Origin of the sequence: Pelomonas sp. CA6 (assembly GCF_022549225.1) — a bacterium.
GTDB lineage: Bacteria > Pseudomonadota > Gammaproteobacteria > Burkholderiales > Burkholderiaceae_C > Roseateles.
The window spans coordinates 49,762-66,944 of the sequence record NZ_JAKZFD010000009.1; the positions used below are offsets into that span (position 1 = coordinate 49,762).

15 protein-coding genes are annotated in these 17,183 nt (G+C 70.7%); 5 read left to right on the forward strand and 10 right to left on the reverse strand.

Going from position 1 to position 17,183, the window contains the following annotated elements; translation table 11 throughout:
• Positions 1-12: 12 nt before the first annotated feature.
• Together LZ017_RS15425 and LZ017_RS15430 are read right to left on the reverse strand one after the other, a co-directional pair.
• The gene (locus tag LZ017_RS15425) at positions 13-1,842 is read right to left on the reverse strand and encodes a carbamoyltransferase C-terminal domain-containing protein (RefSeq protein WP_241397783.1); all 1,830 of its coding nucleotides are present in this window, start codon (positions 1,840-1,842) and stop codon (positions 13-15) included.
• A 74-nt stretch (positions 1,843-1,916) separates the two neighbouring features.
• The gene (locus tag LZ017_RS15430) at positions 1,917-2,483 is read right to left on the reverse strand and encodes a cysteine hydrolase family protein (protein WP_241397784.1); all 567 of its coding nucleotides are present in this window, start codon (positions 2,481-2,483) and stop codon (positions 1,917-1,919) included.
• A gap of 125 nt (positions 2,484-2,608) precedes the next feature.
• Between LZ017_RS15430 and LZ017_RS15435 the strand changes: the two genes are divergently transcribed.
• Complete coding sequence (locus tag LZ017_RS15435; protein WP_241397785.1) at positions 2,609-4,138, forward strand: UDP-glucose/GDP-mannose dehydrogenase family protein; 1,530 nt, start codon at positions 2,609-2,611, stop codon at positions 4,136-4,138.
• On the opposite strand, the gene LZ017_RS15440 is transcribed toward LZ017_RS15435, so the two are convergent.
• From LZ017_RS15440 to LZ017_RS15475, 8 genes are all read right to left on the reverse strand, one after another.
• Positions 4,088-6,787, reverse strand: a complete 2,700-nt coding sequence (locus LZ017_RS15440) for an ATP-binding cassette domain-containing protein (RefSeq protein ID WP_241397786.1) — start codon at positions 6,785-6,787, stop codon at positions 4,088-4,090. The genes LZ017_RS15435 and LZ017_RS15440 overlap by 51 nt on opposite strands.
• A gap of 157 nt (positions 6,788-6,944) precedes the next feature.
• On the reverse strand, positions 6,945-7,589 hold the full coding sequence (locus LZ017_RS15445) for an acyl-homoserine-lactone synthase (protein WP_241397787.1): 645 nt from the start codon (positions 7,587-7,589) through the stop codon (positions 6,945-6,947).
• A gap of 310 nt (positions 7,590-7,899) precedes the next feature.
• Entirely contained in the window at positions 7,900-8,625 is a 726-nt protein-coding gene (locus LZ017_RS15450; protein WP_241397788.1) for a LuxR family transcriptional regulator, read from the reverse strand.
• Positions 8,626-9,131: 506 nt separating this feature from the next.
• Positions 9,132-9,401 carry an acyl carrier protein gene (locus LZ017_RS15455; RefSeq protein WP_241397789.1) on the reverse strand — a complete coding sequence of 90 codons (270 nt, stop codon included), beginning with the start codon at positions 9,399-9,401 and terminating at the stop codon, positions 9,132-9,134.
• Between the two features lie 406 nt (positions 9,402-9,807).
• On the reverse strand, positions 9,808-10,245 hold the full coding sequence (locus LZ017_RS15460) for a CBS domain-containing protein (RefSeq protein WP_241397790.1): 438 nt from the start codon (positions 10,243-10,245) through the stop codon (positions 9,808-9,810).
• Positions 10,246-10,361: 116 nt separating this feature from the next.
• Positions 10,362-10,709: an Mpo1-like protein gene (locus tag LZ017_RS15465; protein WP_241397791.1), complete on the reverse strand. Its 348-nt coding sequence runs from the start codon at positions 10,707-10,709 to the stop codon at positions 10,362-10,364.
• Between the two features lie 51 nt (positions 10,710-10,760).
• Positions 10,761-11,573 (reverse strand): alpha/beta fold hydrolase, encoded by an 813-nt coding sequence (locus LZ017_RS15470; protein ID WP_241397792.1) that lies wholly within the window; start codon positions 11,571-11,573, stop codon positions 10,761-10,763.
• Positions 11,570-12,895 (reverse strand): O-acetylhomoserine aminocarboxypropyltransferase, encoded by a 1,326-nt coding sequence (locus LZ017_RS15475; RefSeq protein ID WP_241397793.1) that lies wholly within the window; start codon positions 12,893-12,895, stop codon positions 11,570-11,572. Before LZ017_RS15475 ends, LZ017_RS15470 begins: the two co-directional genes overlap by 4 nt.
• A gap of 83 nt (positions 12,896-12,978) precedes the next feature.
• On the opposite strand from LZ017_RS15475, the gene LZ017_RS15480 reads away from it, so the two are divergent.
• From LZ017_RS15480 to LZ017_RS15495, 4 genes are all read left to right on the forward strand, one after another.
• Positions 12,979-13,431, forward strand: coding sequence for a CBS domain-containing protein (locus tag LZ017_RS15480; RefSeq protein WP_241397794.1), 453 nt, complete (start codon positions 12,979-12,981; stop codon positions 13,429-13,431).
• A gap of 125 nt (positions 13,432-13,556) precedes the next feature.
• Entirely contained in the window at positions 13,557-14,666 is a 1,110-nt protein-coding gene (gene aroC / locus LZ017_RS15485) for a chorismate synthase (RefSeq protein WP_241397795.1), read from the forward strand.
• A 36-nt stretch (positions 14,667-14,702) separates the two neighbouring features.
• Positions 14,703-15,896 carry an MFS transporter gene (locus LZ017_RS15490; protein WP_241397796.1) on the forward strand — a complete coding sequence of 398 codons (1,194 nt, stop codon included), beginning with the start codon at positions 14,703-14,705 and terminating at the stop codon, positions 15,894-15,896.
• Between the two features lie 121 nt (positions 15,897-16,017).
• Complete coding sequence (locus tag LZ017_RS15495; RefSeq protein WP_241397797.1) at positions 16,018-17,181, forward strand: efflux RND transporter periplasmic adaptor subunit; 1,164 nt, start codon at positions 16,018-16,020, stop codon at positions 17,179-17,181.
• Positions 17,182-17,183 lie beyond the last annotated feature (2 nt).

Below are 17,183 nucleotides of genomic sequence, written 5' to 3' on the forward strand. Positions count from 1 at the left end.
AGGTCGGCGCGTTCACAGCGTCGGCAGCTGATCGCCCTTCAGCAGCAGGAAGCTGCCGATCACCAGCGCGTCCAGCGGCGTGCTGAAGAAGGCTTCCAGCGCCGCCTTGGGGCTGCAGACCATGGGCTCGCCGCGCACGTTGAACGAGGTGTTGATGAGCACCGGCACGCCGGTGCGCCGGCCGAAGGCCTGGAGCAGGTCGTGGAAGATGGGGTTGGTGGCGCCGCTGACGGTCTGCACGCGTGCGCTGTGGTCGGTATGGCAGGCCGCGGGAATCTGCGCATGGCGGCCCGGTTTCGCGCGGTGCACGAAGAGCATGAACGGAGACTCGCCGCCATTGGCCTGCGCGGGCTCGAACCAGTCGGCGAAGTCTTCCACCGCCACGGCCGGAGCCACCGGGCGGAAGTCCTCGCGGTCCTTCAGTTCGTTGAGGCGCGCCTGCATGGCCGGGTCGATCGGCGAGGCGAGGATGGAGCGCGCGCCCAGCGCGCGCGGACCGAACTCCATGCGGCCCTGGAACCAGCCGACCACGCGGTTGGCGGCGAGCAGCTCGGCCGTGCGTTCGGCGACGTCGTCCAGCCGCTCGTAGTCCAGCTTGGCCCATTGCAGCAAGGCCTCGATTTCCTGGTCTTCGTAGGCCGGACCGAGGTAGGCATGGTCCATCTGCCAGCGCCGCGGCGCCAGCGTGTAAATCAGCCCCGCAGCCATGGGGTCTGCGGGAGGCGGAAGGGCGCCGGGTGGCTCCATGCCCCCGAGCCCACGCCGCTCGCGTGCATCCACCCACAGCGCCGCGCCCAGCGCGGTGCCCGCGTCGCCCGCGGCGGGCTGAACCCAGACAGCGTCAAACAGTCCGCTGTCGCGCAGCCTGGCGTTCATCACGCAGTTCAGCGCCACGCCACCGGCCATGGCCAGCTGCGCCTCGCCGCTGGCCTCGCGCAGCCAGCGTGCCAGCTGAAGCACGGTCTCCTCCAACAGGTCCTGCAGCGACGCCGCCAGATCCAGCTGATGTTCGCCGAGCTGCGCACCGGGCGCACGCGCCGGGCCGAAGGCCTGGACCATGTCCAGCGGCGTCAGCTGGTACTGGCCGCGGGCGTCGGCCTGCAGGTACTCGCGCAGCAGCCCGGCGTAGCGTGGCGTGCCCAGCGCGGCCAGCGCCATCACCTTGTACTCGTCGCTGGAGTGCAGAAAGCCCAGGTGGGCGGTGACGCGCTCGTACAGCAGGCCCAGCGAATGCGGCACGCGCACCTCGCCCAGCGCTTCGTAGCGGCTGTCGCGGTAGCGACCGTAGCAGGTGCTGGCGCGTTCGCCACGGCCGTCCAGCGTCATCACCGCGCAGCGCGCGAAGGGCGCGGCCAGGAAGGCGCTGGCCTGGTGGCACAGATGGTGGGCGACGAAATGCCATTCATAGGGCGCCTGCGTGGCGCGCACGCCGGCGAAGCGCTGGCGCAGGTGGTGCGGCACACCGTCGACCAGCAGCCGCGGCGCGTTGGTCACATAGGCAGCGAAGAGCGGGTCCCAGGGGTTCTCCCAGTCCCCCGCGTCGTGGGCCGAAGGCTCCAGCGGCAGCACGAAGCGGAGCTCCGCGCCGAGCCGGTCACCGACGAAGAGGCGCGGGTCGAAGCTGTAGGCCACATGGTCGACCTCGGCCAGCGTGATGCCGGCCTCGCGCAGGCAGTAGTCGATCGCATGCCAGGGCAGTTCCCAGGCCGTGAAGGGCAGCGGGCGTTTGCCGTGCTTGATACGGGTGAAGCGTTCCTCCTCGGCGGCGGCGATGGGCACGCCATCGCGCAGCAGCGCGGCGGCGGGGTCGTGGTAGCAGGCATTCAATCCCAGGGTGAACATGTGCGATCCAGGCGTGGCGGCGACGGGCTGGGTCGGCAAACCGGATGCCCGCGCCGGGCCGGCCCATGGCGGGCTCAGGGCGCGGCGGGACGCACATCGGCCTTCAGCACGCGGCGCATGTAGGCCAGGGCCTCGGCCTTGTGGCGTGGTTGCTGGGCGGCCGTGCAGTCGGCCGGCACCCAGAGCCGGAAGCCACGCAGATAGGCGTCCATCGCGGTGAACTGCACGCACAGATCGGTGGCCAGACCGACCAGCACGATGCGCCGCACGCGCATGTGCTTGAGCATCAGGTCCAGCGGCGTGCCCAGAAAGGCCGAGTGCCGGGGCTTGAGCAGCGGCAGATCGCCACGCCGTGGCGGCAGTCGGCGCGCGAACTCGGCGGCGGCGCCGCCCAGGCGGTCGCAGCGCGTCAGCAGGGCGCCGAAGTCGGCCTGCCACTGGCCTTCGTTGTCGTTGGCATAGATGGCCGGCACGCCCTCGGCGCGCAGGCGCTTCTTCAACGCCGCGATGCGGCGCGCCACCGGCAGCGCTTCCTGCGCGAGCGTCTCGCCGCCGGGGAAGCGGAAGCTGTTGATCACGTCGACCAGCAGCAGCAGGTCGGCGCTGACGGGCAAGGGCCCGCCCTGGCTGGCGAACTTCATGAGTGCAGAGGGGTAGCGGGGTTGGCGTGCGCGGGCGGCACGGGGATGAATGCAGCGCAGGCAAGCGGTGCGCCGGGCATGCCGCCTGCCCCGGCGGCGGACATCGCATCGAACCGAGGATCTTCATGGCCGCCGCTTCTCCCGCCTCCTTTCCCACCCTCGGCGTGTTCGGCGCCGGCTATGTGGGGCTGGTCACCGCGGCCTGCTTCGCCCACATGGGCCATCGCGTGGTCTGCGTGGACCGCGACGCCGAGCGCGTGCGCCGGCTGCGCCACGGCGAGCTGCCTTTCTACGAGCCGGCCTTGCCGGAGCTGGTGCAGGGACAGATGCGCTCCGGCCGGCTGCGTTTCAGCGACCAGGCCCGCGATGCCGTCGCCCACGGCGAGCTGCTGTTCATCGCCGTGGGCACCCCGCCAGACGAAGACGGCGCCGCGGACCTGAGCCATGTGCTCGCGGTGGCCGACGAGATCGGTCGGCACATGGGCGACGCGCGCCAGGTGGTGGTCAAGAGCACGGTGCCGGTGGGCGCCTGCGAGCGGGTGCTGGAGCGTCTGCGGCGGCGCTTGCGCGAGCGCGGCTTGGCGGCGCTGGAGGTGGCCGTGGCGTCCAATCCCGAGTTCCTGCGCGAAGGCCGCGCGATCTCGGACTTCCTGCGGCCCGACCGTGTCGTCGCCGGCAGCGACGACACGGCCTTGCTGGACCGGCTGCGCCGCCTCTATGCGCCGCTGACCAGCACCGAGAGGCCTTTCCTGGCCATGGGCCTGCGCAGCGCCGAAATGAGCAAGTACGCGGCCAACGCGATGCTGGCGGCGCGTCTGAGTCTGATGAACGAGCTGGCCCTGGTCGCCGAACGCCTGGGCGCCGACATCGAACAAGTGCGCGAAGGCGTGGGCAGCGACGCGCGCATCGGCGCCCAGTTCCTGCGCGCCGGCTGCGGCTATGGCGGCTCCTGCCTGCCCAAGGACTTGCGCGCGCTGCGCCACGGCGCGGCCCGGGTGGGCCAGGAGACGCCGCTGCTGGACGCGGTGGAGGCCGGCAACGAACGCATGAAGCGGCTGCTGGAAGAGCGCGTCTGCGCCGCGCTGGGCGAAGACCTCAGCGGCCGGCGCATCGCGGTCTGGGGGCTGGCCTTCAAGCCGCATACCGACGACCTGCGCGAGGCGCCGGGCGTGGCGCTGGTGCAGGCCTTGTGCGCGCGCGGCGCCACCGTGTGCGCCCATGACCCGCAGGCCGGCGAGGCGGCCCGGCGGCTGCTGGGCGGCACGCCGGGCTTTCAGCTCGCCAATGACGCGCTGGAAGCCGCGGACCAGGCGGATGCGCTGGTGCTGGTCACCGAATGGCCGCAGTTCCGCGCGCTGCGCGCCGAACAGCTGCGCGACCGCATGCGCCAGCCGCTGGTGTTCGATGGGCGCAATGCGCTGGACGCGGCGGCGCTGGCGGCCGCCGGCATGCGCTGCATCGGCATCGGACGCGGCGGCCCGCTCGCGGGGGCGCTGCCGCGCGCTATGGCGGACGCCGGCGGCCTGGCCGGCGCGTCCGGCTGGACGTTGCAGGGGCCGGCGTTGACCCTGGCCGCGCCAGCCGAAGCCGTCCGTGGGGGGCCGTCAAGGCGGCGCGGCGCCGGGCTCCGCCCCTCGCCGGGCGAGCTGGCGTAGCGCGCGCACCAGCGCCTGCGGCGGCACCGGCTTGGCCAGGTGCAGCTGGAAGCCGGCGAGCAGCGCGCGCAGGCGGTCTTCGGGCTGGGCCATGCCGGTGAGGGCCAAGGCCGGCAGGCGCTGCGCCAGCGGCACGGCGCGCTGCGCTTCCAGCTGGCGGATGCTGCGCAGCACCGCATAGCCGTCCTCGTCGCCGAGCGCGATGTCGCAGACCAGCACATCCGGCCAGTCCTCGGCGGCGGCGGCGCGCAGCCAGGCCAGCGCCTCGTGGCCCGACCCCAGGCCTTGGACGCGGGCGCCGTCCTGCTGCAGCAGCAGGGCGAGCGACTGCAGCGCGTCCTCGTCGTCGTCCACGCACAGCAGATGCAGCCCGAGCAGGGGCTGCGGCGGCAGTGCCGTGGGTGGCTCCTCAGCCGTGGGGGCCACCGTGGCCGCCGCGGGCAGCGGCGCCGGGGCGGGCGCCAGCGCTGGCAGTGGCAGGTCGAGCTGGAAGCGCTGGTCGCCGGTCTGCAGGTCCCGCTGGACCGTCAGGCGGCCTTCGCTGTCCTGCACCAGGCCGCGCAGCTCCAGCGTGTCGGGCGGCGCGGCGTCCGGATCCAGGAATCCGCCATGGAAACCCACCGACAACCGGCTGGCCAGGGGCTCGCGGCGCAGCCGTGCCTCCATGCGCCCACCCGGCGCCGCGTTGGCCAGAGCCTGGTGGCACAGCAGCTGCACGACGCGAGCCAGCCGCCCCGCATCGCCCATGATGTGGGCCACGCCCAGGTCGATGTCGGTGTAGAGCGCGATGTCCTGGGCCGCCAGTTGCTCGCGCATGCCGTCCAGGGTCAGCACCAGCAGCCCGGCGAGGTTGACCGGATGCAGGCTCAGGCGGCGCTCCAGGCGCTCGTACTGCTGCTGCTGGCGCTGCAGCTCCCACAGCTGGGCATAGAGACCCTGGCGTTCCAGCAGCGCCTGGTGGCGGCCGCGCTCGACGATGCGGCCGCGGTCCAGCACGATGATCTCGTCGGCATTCACGATGGTGGACAGACGGTGCGCGATGACCAGCGCGCTGCGGTTCTGCGCGATGTGCTCCAGCGCGCCCTGGATGGCGCGTTCGGCGCGCGTGTCCAGTGCCGAGGTGGCCTCGTCCAGCACGATGATGGGCGGGTTCTTCAGAAAGGCTCGGGCGATCGCGATGCGCTGCCGCTCGCCGCCGGACAGGCGCACGCCGCGCTCTCCGACCACCGTGTCGTAGCCTTCGGGCAGCGCGCTGATGAACTCGTCGGCCTGCGCCGCGCGTGCCGCCTCGACGATCTGCGCGCGGGTCGCGCCGGGGCGGCCATAGGCGATGTTGTAGGCGATGCTGTCGTTGAACAGCACCGGGTCCTGGGGCACCAGGCCGATGGCCTCGCGCAGGCTGTCCAGTTGGATTTCGCGCAGGTCCTGGGCGCCCAGCAGGATGCGCCCGTGCTGCACGTCGTACAGGCGCAGCAGCAGGCGGGCCAGCGTGGACTTGCCGGAGCCGCTGCTGCCAACCACGGCCAGGGTCTGGCCGGCGGGGATCTCCAGGCTCAGGTCGCTGAGGATGGGGCGTTCCGGCTGGTAGCCGAAGTCCACATGCTCGAAGCGTATCGGCACATGGCTGTCGCGCAGCGGCTGTGCATGCGGGCTGTCCTGGATCTCGGCCTGCTGGGCGAGCAGGTCCATCAGCCTCTCGGTGTTCAGCAGCGCGTCGCGTGTCTCGCGGAAGACGAAGCCCAGGGTGTTCAGCGGCAGGAAGACCTGGATCAGGTAGGCGTTGACCAGCACCAGGTCGCCCACGCTCATGCGCCCGGCCAGGGTTTCATGACCGGCCAGCAGCATCACGCCCGCCACGCCCAGCGCGATCAGACCGCCCTGGCCCAGATGCAGCCGCGACAGCGCGCGCTGGCTGTCCACGCTGCCATCCACCCACTGCGAGAGCACGCCGGCATAGCGCTGCCGCTCGGCCTGTTCGCGGCCATGCGCTTTGACGGTGTCGTAGTTCAGCAGCGTGTCCACCAGCAGGCCGTGGGCGCGTGTGTCGAACTCGTTCATCAGGCGCTGGCGCTGCACGCGCTGGCGCGTCATGGCCGCGGTATAGGCGGCATAGGCGAGCAGGCACAGCAGGATGATGGCCACGAACCCGAGGCTGTAGCCCCAGGCGATGACCAGCAGCACCGCGCCGAACTCGACCAGTGTGGGCAGCACGGTGAAGACGCCGGCGCCCAGCAGAAAGCCCACGCCCTCGGTGCCGCGTTCCACCTCGCGTACCAGGGCTCCGGTGTTGCGCTGGGCATGGAAGCGCGCGCTCATCGTCAGCAGCTGCCCGAAGGCACGTTCCGAAAATGCCGCCACGGTGTGCTTGGTGACGCGGGCGAAGACCAGGTCGCGCAGCTCGGTGAACAAGGTGCCGCAGTAGCGCAGCAGCGCATAGGCCAGCAGCAGCGCGGCCGGCACGCCCAGCCACGAAGCGGGGTCGGCGGCACCGATGCGGACGGGGGCCGGGCTGCCGGTCAGGCCGTCGATGATGGCCTTGAGCAGCAGCGGCACGCCGACGGCCGACACCTTGGCCAGTATCAGCAGCGCGAGCGCCAGCAGGGTGCGGCCGCGCCAGGCCCGGACGATGTCCCACAGACCGGCCAGCACGCGGCCCGCGTCGCCGGACCCCGGCGAGCACAGACGACGGAAGAATGTGCCGCAGGAATTCGCGGTGGCTGATGTCGATGAAGCAGGCGGTGAAGGCGGCGAGGCATCCATCCCCGCCATGCCGCAATCGGCGTGCCCGCTGCCGAGGGCGCGGCGCTCACACGCTCAGCGCGGGCACCCGGACCGCCGGGGTCATCACCGGCACCGCTTCCGGGCGCAGGCAGTTCTGGATGCGGGTGCGCCGGTGCACAGAGGCCAGTTCCCGCTCGTTCAAGGGCAGGCGCGCGGCCATCACCGACTCGGTGCCCAGCGTGCGCATCGGGCCCAGGCGCTCGTAGGACCAGCCCATGCCGCGCACGCTCTTGCGCGCATGGTCCTCGCCCATGACGGCAAGCATCTCCACGATGCCATGCTGCATGCCGTACTCGATGCAGGCGGTCACCAACTCCGCCACGACGCGGCCGCGCTCCAGCAGCCCCAGCCTCGGATCGGCGCCCAGGCGGGTCACTTCCCAGACCCGCGGCGATTGCGGCAGGGGCGTCGGCCCCATCAGGTCCGGCCACAGCTGCTGGATCATGTAAGGGCGTGTGGTGGGCAGCAGGCGCAGCTGTCCCACGACCTCGCCGGCCTCGTTGCGGCGGACCAGGTGGACCGCATGCTCGGTATCAAACTCATCCATCTCCAGCTGGTCGTGGCACGGAAGTTCCCAACCGGCATGCTCGACGAAAACGAGATGGCGAAAGCGGAACAGCTCACGGGCCTTGGCCGAGGAGGGGTTCAGGCGGCGGATGATTTCGATCATGAGGGGGCTCCCATTGGCTTATGCAATGCATGCTAGAAAACCGCCCGCCGGGTGCCATCCTGCCAAGGCTGGGAGCTTGTAGAAACGCAGGGCACGGCAGGAGGCTGTGCCCCTGGCCGTCAGCCGTGCGCGAGCGCCTCGGTACCGTGAAAAAACGGCGCGCCACCATGAGTCTGATTCATTGACCGCTGGCCGACCGGCTCCGGCGCCGCGCAAGCAACGACCGCAGGACAGGGCCGCGAGGACCTGTCCATGCAAGACGAGGGTGGATGGCGCTCGCCGCGCCCTGGCGCTCAGCGACGGGGCTGGCTCAGGGCGGGCAGATCAGCCCCATGCTGACGGCGCGCACGGCGGCCGTGATGCGGCTGGCGGTGTCCAGCTTGCGCATCGCGTTCTTCAGGTGGAAGTTCACCGTGTGCTCGGACACGCCCATCAGCTGCCCGATGTCCCAGGACGACTTGCCGCGCGCCACCCACGTGAGGCACTCGGCTTCGCGCGAGGTCAGCGTGATATGGGTGGGTCGCCATTCGTGGCCACCCAGCAGCGAATAGCGCGCGTGGAAGACGACGGCCATCGCCTGGATGCGCGAGCAGGTGTCCATGCAGATGGGCCCGGGGCGGTCCGACGCGAGCGTGACCAGGAAGACCTTGCCATGCGGTTCGTGGATGGGCACGCTGAGCCCGTGCTTGAGTCCGACGTCGCCGGCTTCCTGCAGGATCAGCATCTCGCGTTCGCTGTGGACCGCGACATCGTCCCAGCGATAGGGCAGGATCGCACCCCTGGCATGGCGCACCACCGGGTCCTCGGCCAGATAGCCGCGCTCCTGATAATGCCCGACCCACTGGCTCGGGTAGTTCAGTGCCACGATCTCGCCGGTGGGCGGCGGCGGACTTTGCGGCGGCACGTCCCAGGTCCGCAGATGGCTGAAAGAAAAGCGCTCGTACTCCAGTCGCCTCACGCTGCGCTCAAAGGTCTCGAGCAGTGCGTACAGCGTCGAAGCCCGGTTGGCCTCTTCAATGAAATCACGCAGGATCACGCGCAACCTCCCTCACGACGGCTTCCTCGATTCCTTCGCTGCCGGGCCGTCCTGATTTCGGACTGCCTCCTTGGCGTTACCCGCAACAGCGAACCCCGTTTATTGAGATGCGAACATCTCTTGTTCGTTTCTGCATCGTACACGCGCACATCCCAATTGCCGACCCCTTGACTTATAAGGTCAAGAATGGTCACAGGGCTTTCGCACAGGGGCCGCCACACTGGGGCGGGACCGTGTCCGCAGGGCCTGGCGCGTTCGCGGCCCGCGTTACCAGTCATTAAAAACGGCAAGCGATGGTGCCAGGCGGCGTCGCGTGGCGCGGTCCACACGCGAGGGACGCGTCGTGTGTGCTCTAGATAGGCCACCTCGGGCCGGGGTCTTTCGCAGGGTCGGGCCGCAGGGCGCGAGGGGCCGGGCGCTGGCCGTAGGCAAGAACTGACCCCATGCCGCCTGGGCCGCGCGCCCCGGGGGCGCTGGCGATGCCGCCGGGCGCCGCGCCAAGACCCTCACTCGTCGGCCATTTTCTGCCGCACGAAGTCCACCAGGCGGCCGAAGCGCGCAAAGAGCTGGGCCGACATCTCCTGCTGGGTCAGCATCAGGCCGAAGCGTTCCTCGATGCGTGCCACCAGTTCCGGCATGTTCATCGCATCGATGCCCAGCTCGAACAGATTGGTGTCGTCGTCGAGCCGCCCGGATTCCGCGCCCCCCTCGGCCAACCCGGCCAGACAGGTCTGCAGGGTCCGGCTGATTTCATGGGTCGTGATGTTCGCGCGCATCGCGGAGCTCTCCTGCATCTGTTTCGCGGGTATCGGGTCGGCCGCAGACGGGTGTCCGAACGGCGCAGCCAGTTTAGGAAGCTGTATTCAGATGCAACACCTGCCTAGGCTTGCAGGGCGCTGGCGGAGAAATGCGGCCCCGGTTTGACGCAGGGCAAGGCGTGGCGAAGGCCTTGCGGGGCAGGGCCGCTTCGGGCTGGGAACGGGCCTTGCACCGCGTCGGAGGCGCATGACGGATGCAAGGGGCGCCGCCATCGAGCGGGTGCCACCCTCCTGCTGGTCCTCGCTGATCACGCGGCATTTGCAATGCGCGCAGGTCGTCGCGCAGAAGCAGGAGGGGGTGCCAGCGCCGTCGACATCGCGTCGGGGCGGGGTGAAACGCCTTTCCGAAGAGCGGGGGCACCGCTCAATGCGTGGCCTGGCAATGGCTGCCGCCCGGGGCGCTGATGCCGGCGACCGCCTGACCGGTTTTGCTCGGGTTGACGCTGCAGGCGAGATCGGCGGTGGACACGATACCGACCAGGCGCTTGTCCTGGTTGACCACGGGGAGCCGGCGCACCTGGATCTCGCCCATGTTCTCCGCCACGTCCTCCAGCTCGTCGTGCTCGTAGCAGTACTTGACATCGGCGGACATCACATCGCGCACGGGTGTTTCCGGCCCCAGGCCCTGGGCAACCGCCCGCACCGCGATGTCGCGGTCGGTGATCATGCCCACCAACCGATCATCGGCCCCCACGGGCAGGGCACCGACATCGCCTTCCGCCATTGCGCGGGCGGCGTCCCGCAGGCTGCAGTCCGGCGCGACCAGCCGGACATCCCTGGACATTGCTTCACTGACCTTCATCGCACTTCCTCCTGCGCCGTGCTGAACCCTCGGACCCGCGCGCGGCGCTGGCGCGCGAGGCCCGAACGGTTCGGAGCAAGCGGGGCTCCCGCGTGGAGGGCGACGCGGGCGAGGGGTCAGAACGGGATCTTGCCGGTCCAGATGTCCTTGTACATGACCCAGTCACCCATGAAGCTCCACAGCGGGCGCTTGAACGAGGCGGGGCGGTTCTTCTCGAAGCCGAAGTGGCCCAGCCACGCAAAGCCATAGCCGCACAGCAGGCCCAGCGGCAGGAAGCGCCAGTCGCCGCTGAGCGCCCAGGTCAACAAGCAGGCCAGCGCCAGCGTGGACCCGAGGAAGTGCAGCCGGCGGCAGGTCCTGTTGCGATGCTCGCCCAGGTAGAAGGGGTAGAACTCGGCGAAGCTGCGCAGCGTGCGCGGATCGGCGGACGCCGCGGCGCCGGACGGGGTGGATGGGCTGCTCATGGGCTGGGCTCCTCGACAAGGGCCGGCGCTCGCCAGGCCCCATCGCGGGACTCAGGCCAGCGCCGTTTTCATCGCATTCAACAGCGGCTCCGGGGCCTCGGTCATCAGTGAATGCCCGGCCGGCAGCCGTTGCACCTGCGCGCGAAGTCGCTGCGCCAGGTCCTGCGCGGCACGCGCTGGCGTCATCTGGTCGCGCTGGCCCAGGATCAGGTGGACGGGCGCCTGCACCTTCTCGCAGGCCGCGGGCGCACCCTGGTAGCGATCACAGACCTGGAAGTCGTGCTCGAACAGATTGGCCTGCGCATGCGCCTGGGCATAGCCGGCCTGGGTGCGTTCCATCAGCGCCAGGTTGCCCCCATGCAGCCAGGCGCCTGGCCCGGGATAGCCGGGCTTGGCCGCGATGCCGGCATGCGAGAAGGCGTTGACCATGCGCATGGCCGCCAGCGGGCGCTCGCGCGCGGTGGCCAGCAGTGCGTCAGAGACCTTCATGGGCCAGGCCGACCCGACCATCACCAGACGGCTGCAGCGCTGAGGCGCCTGCGCCGCGGCTTCCAGCGCGATCAGCGACCCCATCGAGTGGCCGACCAGCGCGGCCTGCTGCACGCCGGCGGCATCCAGCAGCGCGAGCAGCCAGGCGCCCAGCGATTCGACGTCGGGCAGGGCCTCGCCTTCGCTGCGGCCATGGCCGGGCAGGTCCACCGCCAGCACCGCATGGCCGTGATGGGCCCAGTAGCGTGCCTGCAGCGTCCAGACGCTGTGGTCGTGCAAGGCGCCATGCACGAAGACCACGCAGGGCAGGGCGGTCGAGAAGGGCTTGCCGCCGGTATAGGCATAGGCCGGGCGGCCTTGGACGTCGAGCATCATGGGGTGGCCACCTTCAGCGCAGTCTTCAGATCGGCGATCAGATCGTCGGCGTCCTCCAGCCCGACGGACAGGCGGATGGTGCCGGGGCCGATGCCGGCGCTCTTCAGCGCCGCGTCGTCCATGCGGAAATGCGTGGTGCTGGCCGGATGGATGACCAGCGAGCGCGCGTCGCCCACATTGGCCAGGTGGGAGAACAGCTTCAGCGACTCGATCAGGCGGCGGCCGCGTTCGCGGCCGCCCGCGCCTTCGTCCTTGAGGTCGAAGCTGAACACCGCGCCGCAGCCCTTGGGCAGCAGGCGCTGCGCCAGCGCATGGTCGGGATGGCTGGCGAGGCCCGGATAGGCCACGCGCGCCACCGCGTCCTGCGTGGCGAGAAACTCGGCCACCTTCTGCGCGTTCGCCACATGGCGCTGCATGCGCAGCGGCAGGGTCTCGATGCCCTGCAGCATCAGCCAGGCGGTGTGCGGGCTCATGCAGGCGCCGAAGTCGCGCAGGCCTTCGCGGCGCGCGCGCAGCAAAAAGGCCGCCACCGTGCTTTCCTCGGCGAACACCATGCCATGGAAGCCCTCGTAGGGCTCGCACAGCTCGGCGAAGCGGCGCTCGGGCCCGCTGGCCGCATGCGCGCGCGCCCAGTCGAAGCGCCCGCCGTCCACCAGCAGCCCGCCGACCACGGTGCCATGGCCGCAGAGGAACTTGGTGGCCGAGTGATAGACCAGATCCGCGCCCAGCTGCAGCGGCTGCTGCAGATAGGGGGTGGCGAACGTGGCGTCGACCAGCAGCGGCAGGTGATGTTCGTGCGCGATCGCCGCGATGGCGGGGATGTCCAGCACATCGAGCCCGGGGTTGCCCAGGCTTTCGCCCAGCAGCAGCCGGGTCTCGGGACGGATCGCGGCACGCCAGGCGTCCAGGTCGCCGGGGCGCACGAAGCTGGTGGAAATGCCGAAGCGCTTCAGCGTGTAGTGCAGCAGGTTGTGCGTCCCGCCATAGACCGCGGACGACGCGACGATGTGCGCGCCGGCGCCGGCCAGAGTGGCGATCGCCAGATGCAGCGCGGCCTGGCCGCTGGCGGTGGCGATGGCGCCCACGCCGCCGTCCAGCGCGGCGATGCGCTCTTCCAGCACCGCGGTCGTCGGGTTGGACAGGCGCGAGTAGACGTGGCCCGAGCGCTCCATGTTGAACAGCCCCGCCGCATGCTCGCTGTCCTGGAACACGAAGGAGGTGCTCAGGTGCAGCGGCACGGCGCGCGCGCCGGTGCTGGGGTCGGGGGCGGCGCCGGCGTGTAGCGCCAAGGTGTCAAAGCCGGGATCGGCGGGGCCAGCCATGCAGTCTCCTCTGTCAGTTTTGCGGCATTGTGTGCTATGTTGGGCACCTCTTTGGATTGCAGTGCCGGCATCCCGCCACAGCCATGAAAGTCTCCGACATCCTGCGCGTCAAGGGCAACACGCTCTACACCGTCTCCCCCGATCAGGCCCTGGCCGAAGCCGTACAGACCATGGCCGAACGCGACATCGGTTCGCTGGTGGTCATGGAGTTCGGCGATCTGGTGGGCATGCTCACCTTCCGCGAGGTGATCGCCGCGGTGGTCAAGAACGGCGGCTCGGTGGGCAGCTCGCGGGTGCGCAGCGTGATGGACGACCATCCGATGACCTGCACGCCCGAAACCGAGATGGACGAGGTGCGGCGCATGATGCTGGGCTGCCACGCCCGCTACATGCCGGTGCTCAACGGCCGCACGCTGATGGGCGTGATTTCCTTCTACGACGTCGCCAAGACCGTGGTGGAAACCCAGGACTTCGAGAACCGCATGCTCAAGGCCTACATCCGCGACTGGCCGGCCGAGGGCAATTCGCCGCAGTGAACGACAGGGTCGCGCGCTCGCGAAGGCGGCACGCGCCATCCGCCCGGGTCGCCAACCCGGGCTGCCTCTAGAATCGGGGCCCCGGTCCATCCTGGCCGCGGCCCTTTTTCTTTTGGCAGCACTCCATGTCCGGTAGCACCTTCGGCAGCCTGTTTCGCGTCACCAACTTCGGCGAAAGCCACGGCCCCGCGATCGGCTGCGTGATCGACGGCTGCCCGCCCGGATTGGCGCTGTCGGTGCAAGACATCCAGCCAGAGCTGGACCGCCGCCGCCCCGGCACCTCGCGCCATGTCACCCAGCGCCAGGAGCCCGACCAGGTCGAGATCCTCTCCGGCGTCTACGAAGGCATCAGCACCGGCACGCCGATCTGCCTGCTGATCCGCAACGTGGACCAGCGCAGCAAGGACTACGGCAATATCCTCGACACCTTCCGCCCCGGCCACGCCGACTACGCCTACTGGCGCAAGTACGGGCTGCGCGACCCGCGCGGCGGCGGGCGTTCCTCGGCGCGGCTCACCGCGCCCATGGTGGCCGCCGGCGCCGTGGCGCGCAAATGGCTGGGCGAGCGCCTGGGCATTGGCTTTCGCGGCTGCATGACGGCGCTGGGCGAGATCGACCTGGCCTTCGAGGGCTGGGAACATGTGCCCCACAACCCCTTCTTCGCCGCCAACGCGAGCCAGATCGAGCAGCTGGAGGCCTACATGGACCAGCTGCGCAAGGACGGCGACTCGGTGGGCGCGCGCTTGTACGTCGAAGCCACCGGCATGCCGCCCGGGCTGGGCCAGCCGCTCTTCGACAAGCTCGATGCCGACATCGCCTACGCGATGATGGGCATCAACGCGGTCAAGGGCGTGGAGATCGGCGCCGGCTTCGCGTCGGTGCGCCAGCGCGGCAGCCAGCATGGCGACGACCTGACGCCGCGGGGCTTTCGCAGCAACAACGCCGGCGGCGTGCTCGGCGGCATCTCCAGCGGCCAGGACTTGCGCGTGGCGCTGGCGATCAAGCCCACCAGCTCCATCCGCCTGCCCAAGGACTCGATCAACCGCGCCGGCGAGCCCGCCGTCGTGGAAACCTTCGGCCGCCACGACCCCTGCGTGGGCATACGCGCCACGCCCATCGCCGAGGCCATGCTGGCGCTGGTGGTGATGGACCATGTGCTGATGCACCGCGCCCAGTGCGGCGACGTCGAGCTGCCGGTGCCGCCCATCCCGGGCGCCATCGCCGGCCAGCCCTGAGCCGGCCCGCTTCCGCTCGTCGACCCCGCCCCGTCCATGCCCGACAGCCGCCGCGTGCTGCGCGCCAGCGCAGCCCTGTCCTTCGCCTACTTCGCCGCGATCGGCGTCTTCAACCCGTATGCGCCGCTGTGGTACGCGTCCATGGGGCTCCCGGTGGTGGCGATCGGCCTGCTGGTTTCGCTGATCAGCTGGACCCGTCTCTTCGCCCCGCTGCTATGGGGCATGGTGGCCGACCGCAGCGGGCGGCGCGACCGCGTGCTGCAGGCGGCCAGCCTGGCCTGCCTGCTGGCCTCGCTGGGGCTGTTCCAGCCGCCCACGGTGCTGGGCCTGGGCGTGGCGGTCTTTCTGCTTTATGCCTTCAGCGCCGCCTTCGTGCCGCTGAACGACGCCATCATCGCGTCCGAGCTGCAGGCCCAGGGCGGTGCCATCGACCCGAGGCGCTACGGCCGCGTGCGGCTGTGGGGCTCGGCCGGCTTTCTGTTCACGGTCTGGGTGGGTGGCTGGTGGTTCGAGCGCATGGGGATGGCGGTCTTCCCGGCCACCATGGTGGCCGCGTTGCTGATGCTGGTGCTGGCGGCCGCCCGGCTGCCACGGCCGGCGCGCACGCAGGCCGTCAGCCACGAAGCGCCGCCGCCGCTGTGGCCGGCGCTGCGCCGTCCGGTGGTGGGCTGGTTCTTCCTGGCGCTGTTCTTCGTGCTGCTGGCCCATGTGGCGCTGTACGCCTTCTTCAGCCTCTATCTGGACAGCCTGGGCTATAGCAAGCCGCAGGTGGGTGGGCTGTGGGCCGCGTCGGTGGTGGTGGAGATCGCCTGGTTCGCGCTGCAGGGGCGCTGGCTGCGCCATGAACATCTGCACCGCTGGCTGATCGCCGCGGCGCTGCTGACCTCGCTGCGCTTTGCCGGCACCGCGCTGCTGGGCGGCCAGTTCTGGGCCGTGCTGCTGCTGCAGGGCCTGCATGCGATCACCTTCGCCGCCCAGCACACCGCCTGCATCGGCCTGCTGGCGCGCTTCTTCCCGGGGCGGCTGCAGGCGCGCGGCCAGGCGCTGTACGCGGTGCTGGGCTATGGGGTGTCGGGCGTGCTGGGCAGCTTGGGCGGTGCGGCGCTGGCCCAGCGGGCGGGCTATGCCGCCTGCTTCTGGGCTGCCGCGGTCGCCGGCCTGCTGGGCGCGCTGTGCCACTGGCGCTGTGCCCGGCTGGACCGCGTCCAGGCGCCGGTTGCGTCTTCATGAAGCCGGCGTGAACGCATGCAAACCATGACGCGCAATCTGCAGTTCGTCGCAGCAGGGGGGATTCGCTGAAGGGGGCTTCCTAAACTGCGCCATCGACGAAACAAGCAGTCAGGGAGACACCATGCGCAAGCAATGGATCGCGGCAGGGGCAGCGGTGACCGTGCTGGCCGCCGCAGCGGCCGTCTACGCCACGAACAAGACCGGCGCGGCCAGCCAGCCCGGCCATGGCAAGACCGGGGAGCCGGCCAAGCCGGCGCTGGAGTTCCAGGCGAGCGAGATCGTCCGGCCCGCCCAAGCCCGCATGCCGGCGGTGATCGAATTCTCCGGCCCGCTGGTGGCGCCCAACACCGTGGTGGTGCGTGCCAAGGCGGCCGGCAGCCTGGTGAGCCTGGCGGTCGCCGAAGGCAGCCGCGTGCGCGCCGGCCAGAGCCTGGGCCAGCTGGACCTGGAGGAGCTGCGCCACCGCGTCGCCGAGCGCGATGCCAGCGTCGAGGCCACCCGCGCCCAGTACGAGCAGACCCGGCGCCAGTACCAGGCCAACGAGGGCCTGGCGGCGCAGAACTTCATCGCCACGACCGCGCTGGACAGCTCGCGCGCCAGCATGGAAGCGGCGCGCGGCCTGTACCTGCAGGCGCAGGCCCAACTGGGCACCAGCCAGGTGCTGCTGCGCCAGGCGGCGCTGACCTCGCCGATCAACGGGCTGGTGCACAAGCGCCACGCGGTGCCGGGCGAGAAGCTGGCCGCCGAGCAGCAGGTGCTGACGATTGTCGATCTGTCGCGGCTGGAGCTGGCCGGCCTGGTCGGCACCCATGAGGTGGGGCGGCTGCAGCCCGGCATGGAGGTGCAGCTGAAGGTCGAAGGCGAGGACCAGCCCGTGCCGGCCCGCATCGCGCGCATCGCGCCGGCGGCCGAGCCGGGCACGCGCTCCATCGGCGTCACGCTGGCGCTGGACAACCCGGGCGAGCGGCTGCGCGCCGGCCAGTACGCGGTGGCCCGCGTCGAGCTGGCGGACGACAAGCAGCGCCTCACCGTGCCGCTGGCGGCGCTGGGCAGTACCTCGGGGCAGGAACATGTCTGGGTGATCGCCAACGGCACGCTGCAGCGCCGCATCGTGACCACCGGCCGGCGCGACGCGCGCGAGGGGCGGGTGGAGATCCTCCAAGGCCTGGACGGCCAGGCCCAGGTCCTGGGCTCGCGCTTCGACAACCTGCGCGACGGCGACAAGGCCAACATCCTGCAACCCAAGCCGGCCGTGGCCCAGGCCTCGGCCGTGCCGCGCCAGTAAGG

Excerpts from the sequence above, each read along its gene's own strand:
- LZ017_RS15465 (WP_241397791.1), bottom strand. The coding sequence starts at position 10,709 with ATGAGCAGCCCATCCACCCCGTCCGGCGCCGCGGCGTCCGCCGATCCG.
- LZ017_RS15435 (WP_241397785.1), top strand. The coding sequence starts at position 2,609 with ATGGCCGCCGCTTCTCCCGCCTCCTTTCCCACCCTCGGCGTGTTCGGC.
- LZ017_RS15480 (WP_241397794.1), top strand. The coding sequence starts at position 12,979 with ATGAAAGTCTCCGACATCCTGCGCGTCAAGGGCAACACGCTCTACACC.
- LZ017_RS15470 (WP_241397792.1), bottom strand. The coding sequence starts at position 11,573 with ATGATGCTCGACGTCCAAGGCCGCCCGGCCTATGCCTATACCGGCGGC.
- LZ017_RS15475 (WP_241397793.1), bottom strand. The coding sequence starts at position 12,895 with ATGGCTGGCCCCGCCGATCCCGGCTTTGACACCTTGGCGCTACACGCC.
- LZ017_RS15460 (WP_241397790.1), bottom strand. The coding sequence starts at position 10,245 with ATGAAGGTCAGTGAAGCAATGTCCAGGGATGTCCGGCTGGTCGCGCCG.
- LZ017_RS15495 (WP_241397797.1), top strand. The coding sequence starts at position 16,018 with ATGCGCAAGCAATGGATCGCGGCAGGGGCAGCGGTGACCGTGCTGGCC.
- aroC (WP_241397795.1), top strand. The coding sequence starts at position 13,557 with ATGTCCGGTAGCACCTTCGGCAGCCTGTTTCGCGTCACCAACTTCGGC.
- LZ017_RS15490 (WP_241397796.1), top strand. The coding sequence starts at position 14,703 with ATGCCCGACAGCCGCCGCGTGCTGCGCGCCAGCGCAGCCCTGTCCTTC.
- LZ017_RS15445 (WP_241397787.1), bottom strand. The coding sequence starts at position 7,589 with ATGATCGAAATCATCCGCCGCCTGAACCCCTCCTCGGCCAAGGCCCGT.
- LZ017_RS15425 (WP_241397783.1), bottom strand. The coding sequence starts at position 1,842 with ATGTTCACCCTGGGATTGAATGCCTGCTACCACGACCCCGCCGCCGCG.
- LZ017_RS15430 (WP_241397784.1), bottom strand. The coding sequence starts at position 2,483 with ATGAAGTTCGCCAGCCAGGGCGGGCCCTTGCCCGTCAGCGCCGACCTG.
- LZ017_RS15455 (WP_241397789.1), bottom strand. The coding sequence starts at position 9,401 with ATGCGCGCGAACATCACGACCCATGAAATCAGCCGGACCCTGCAGACC.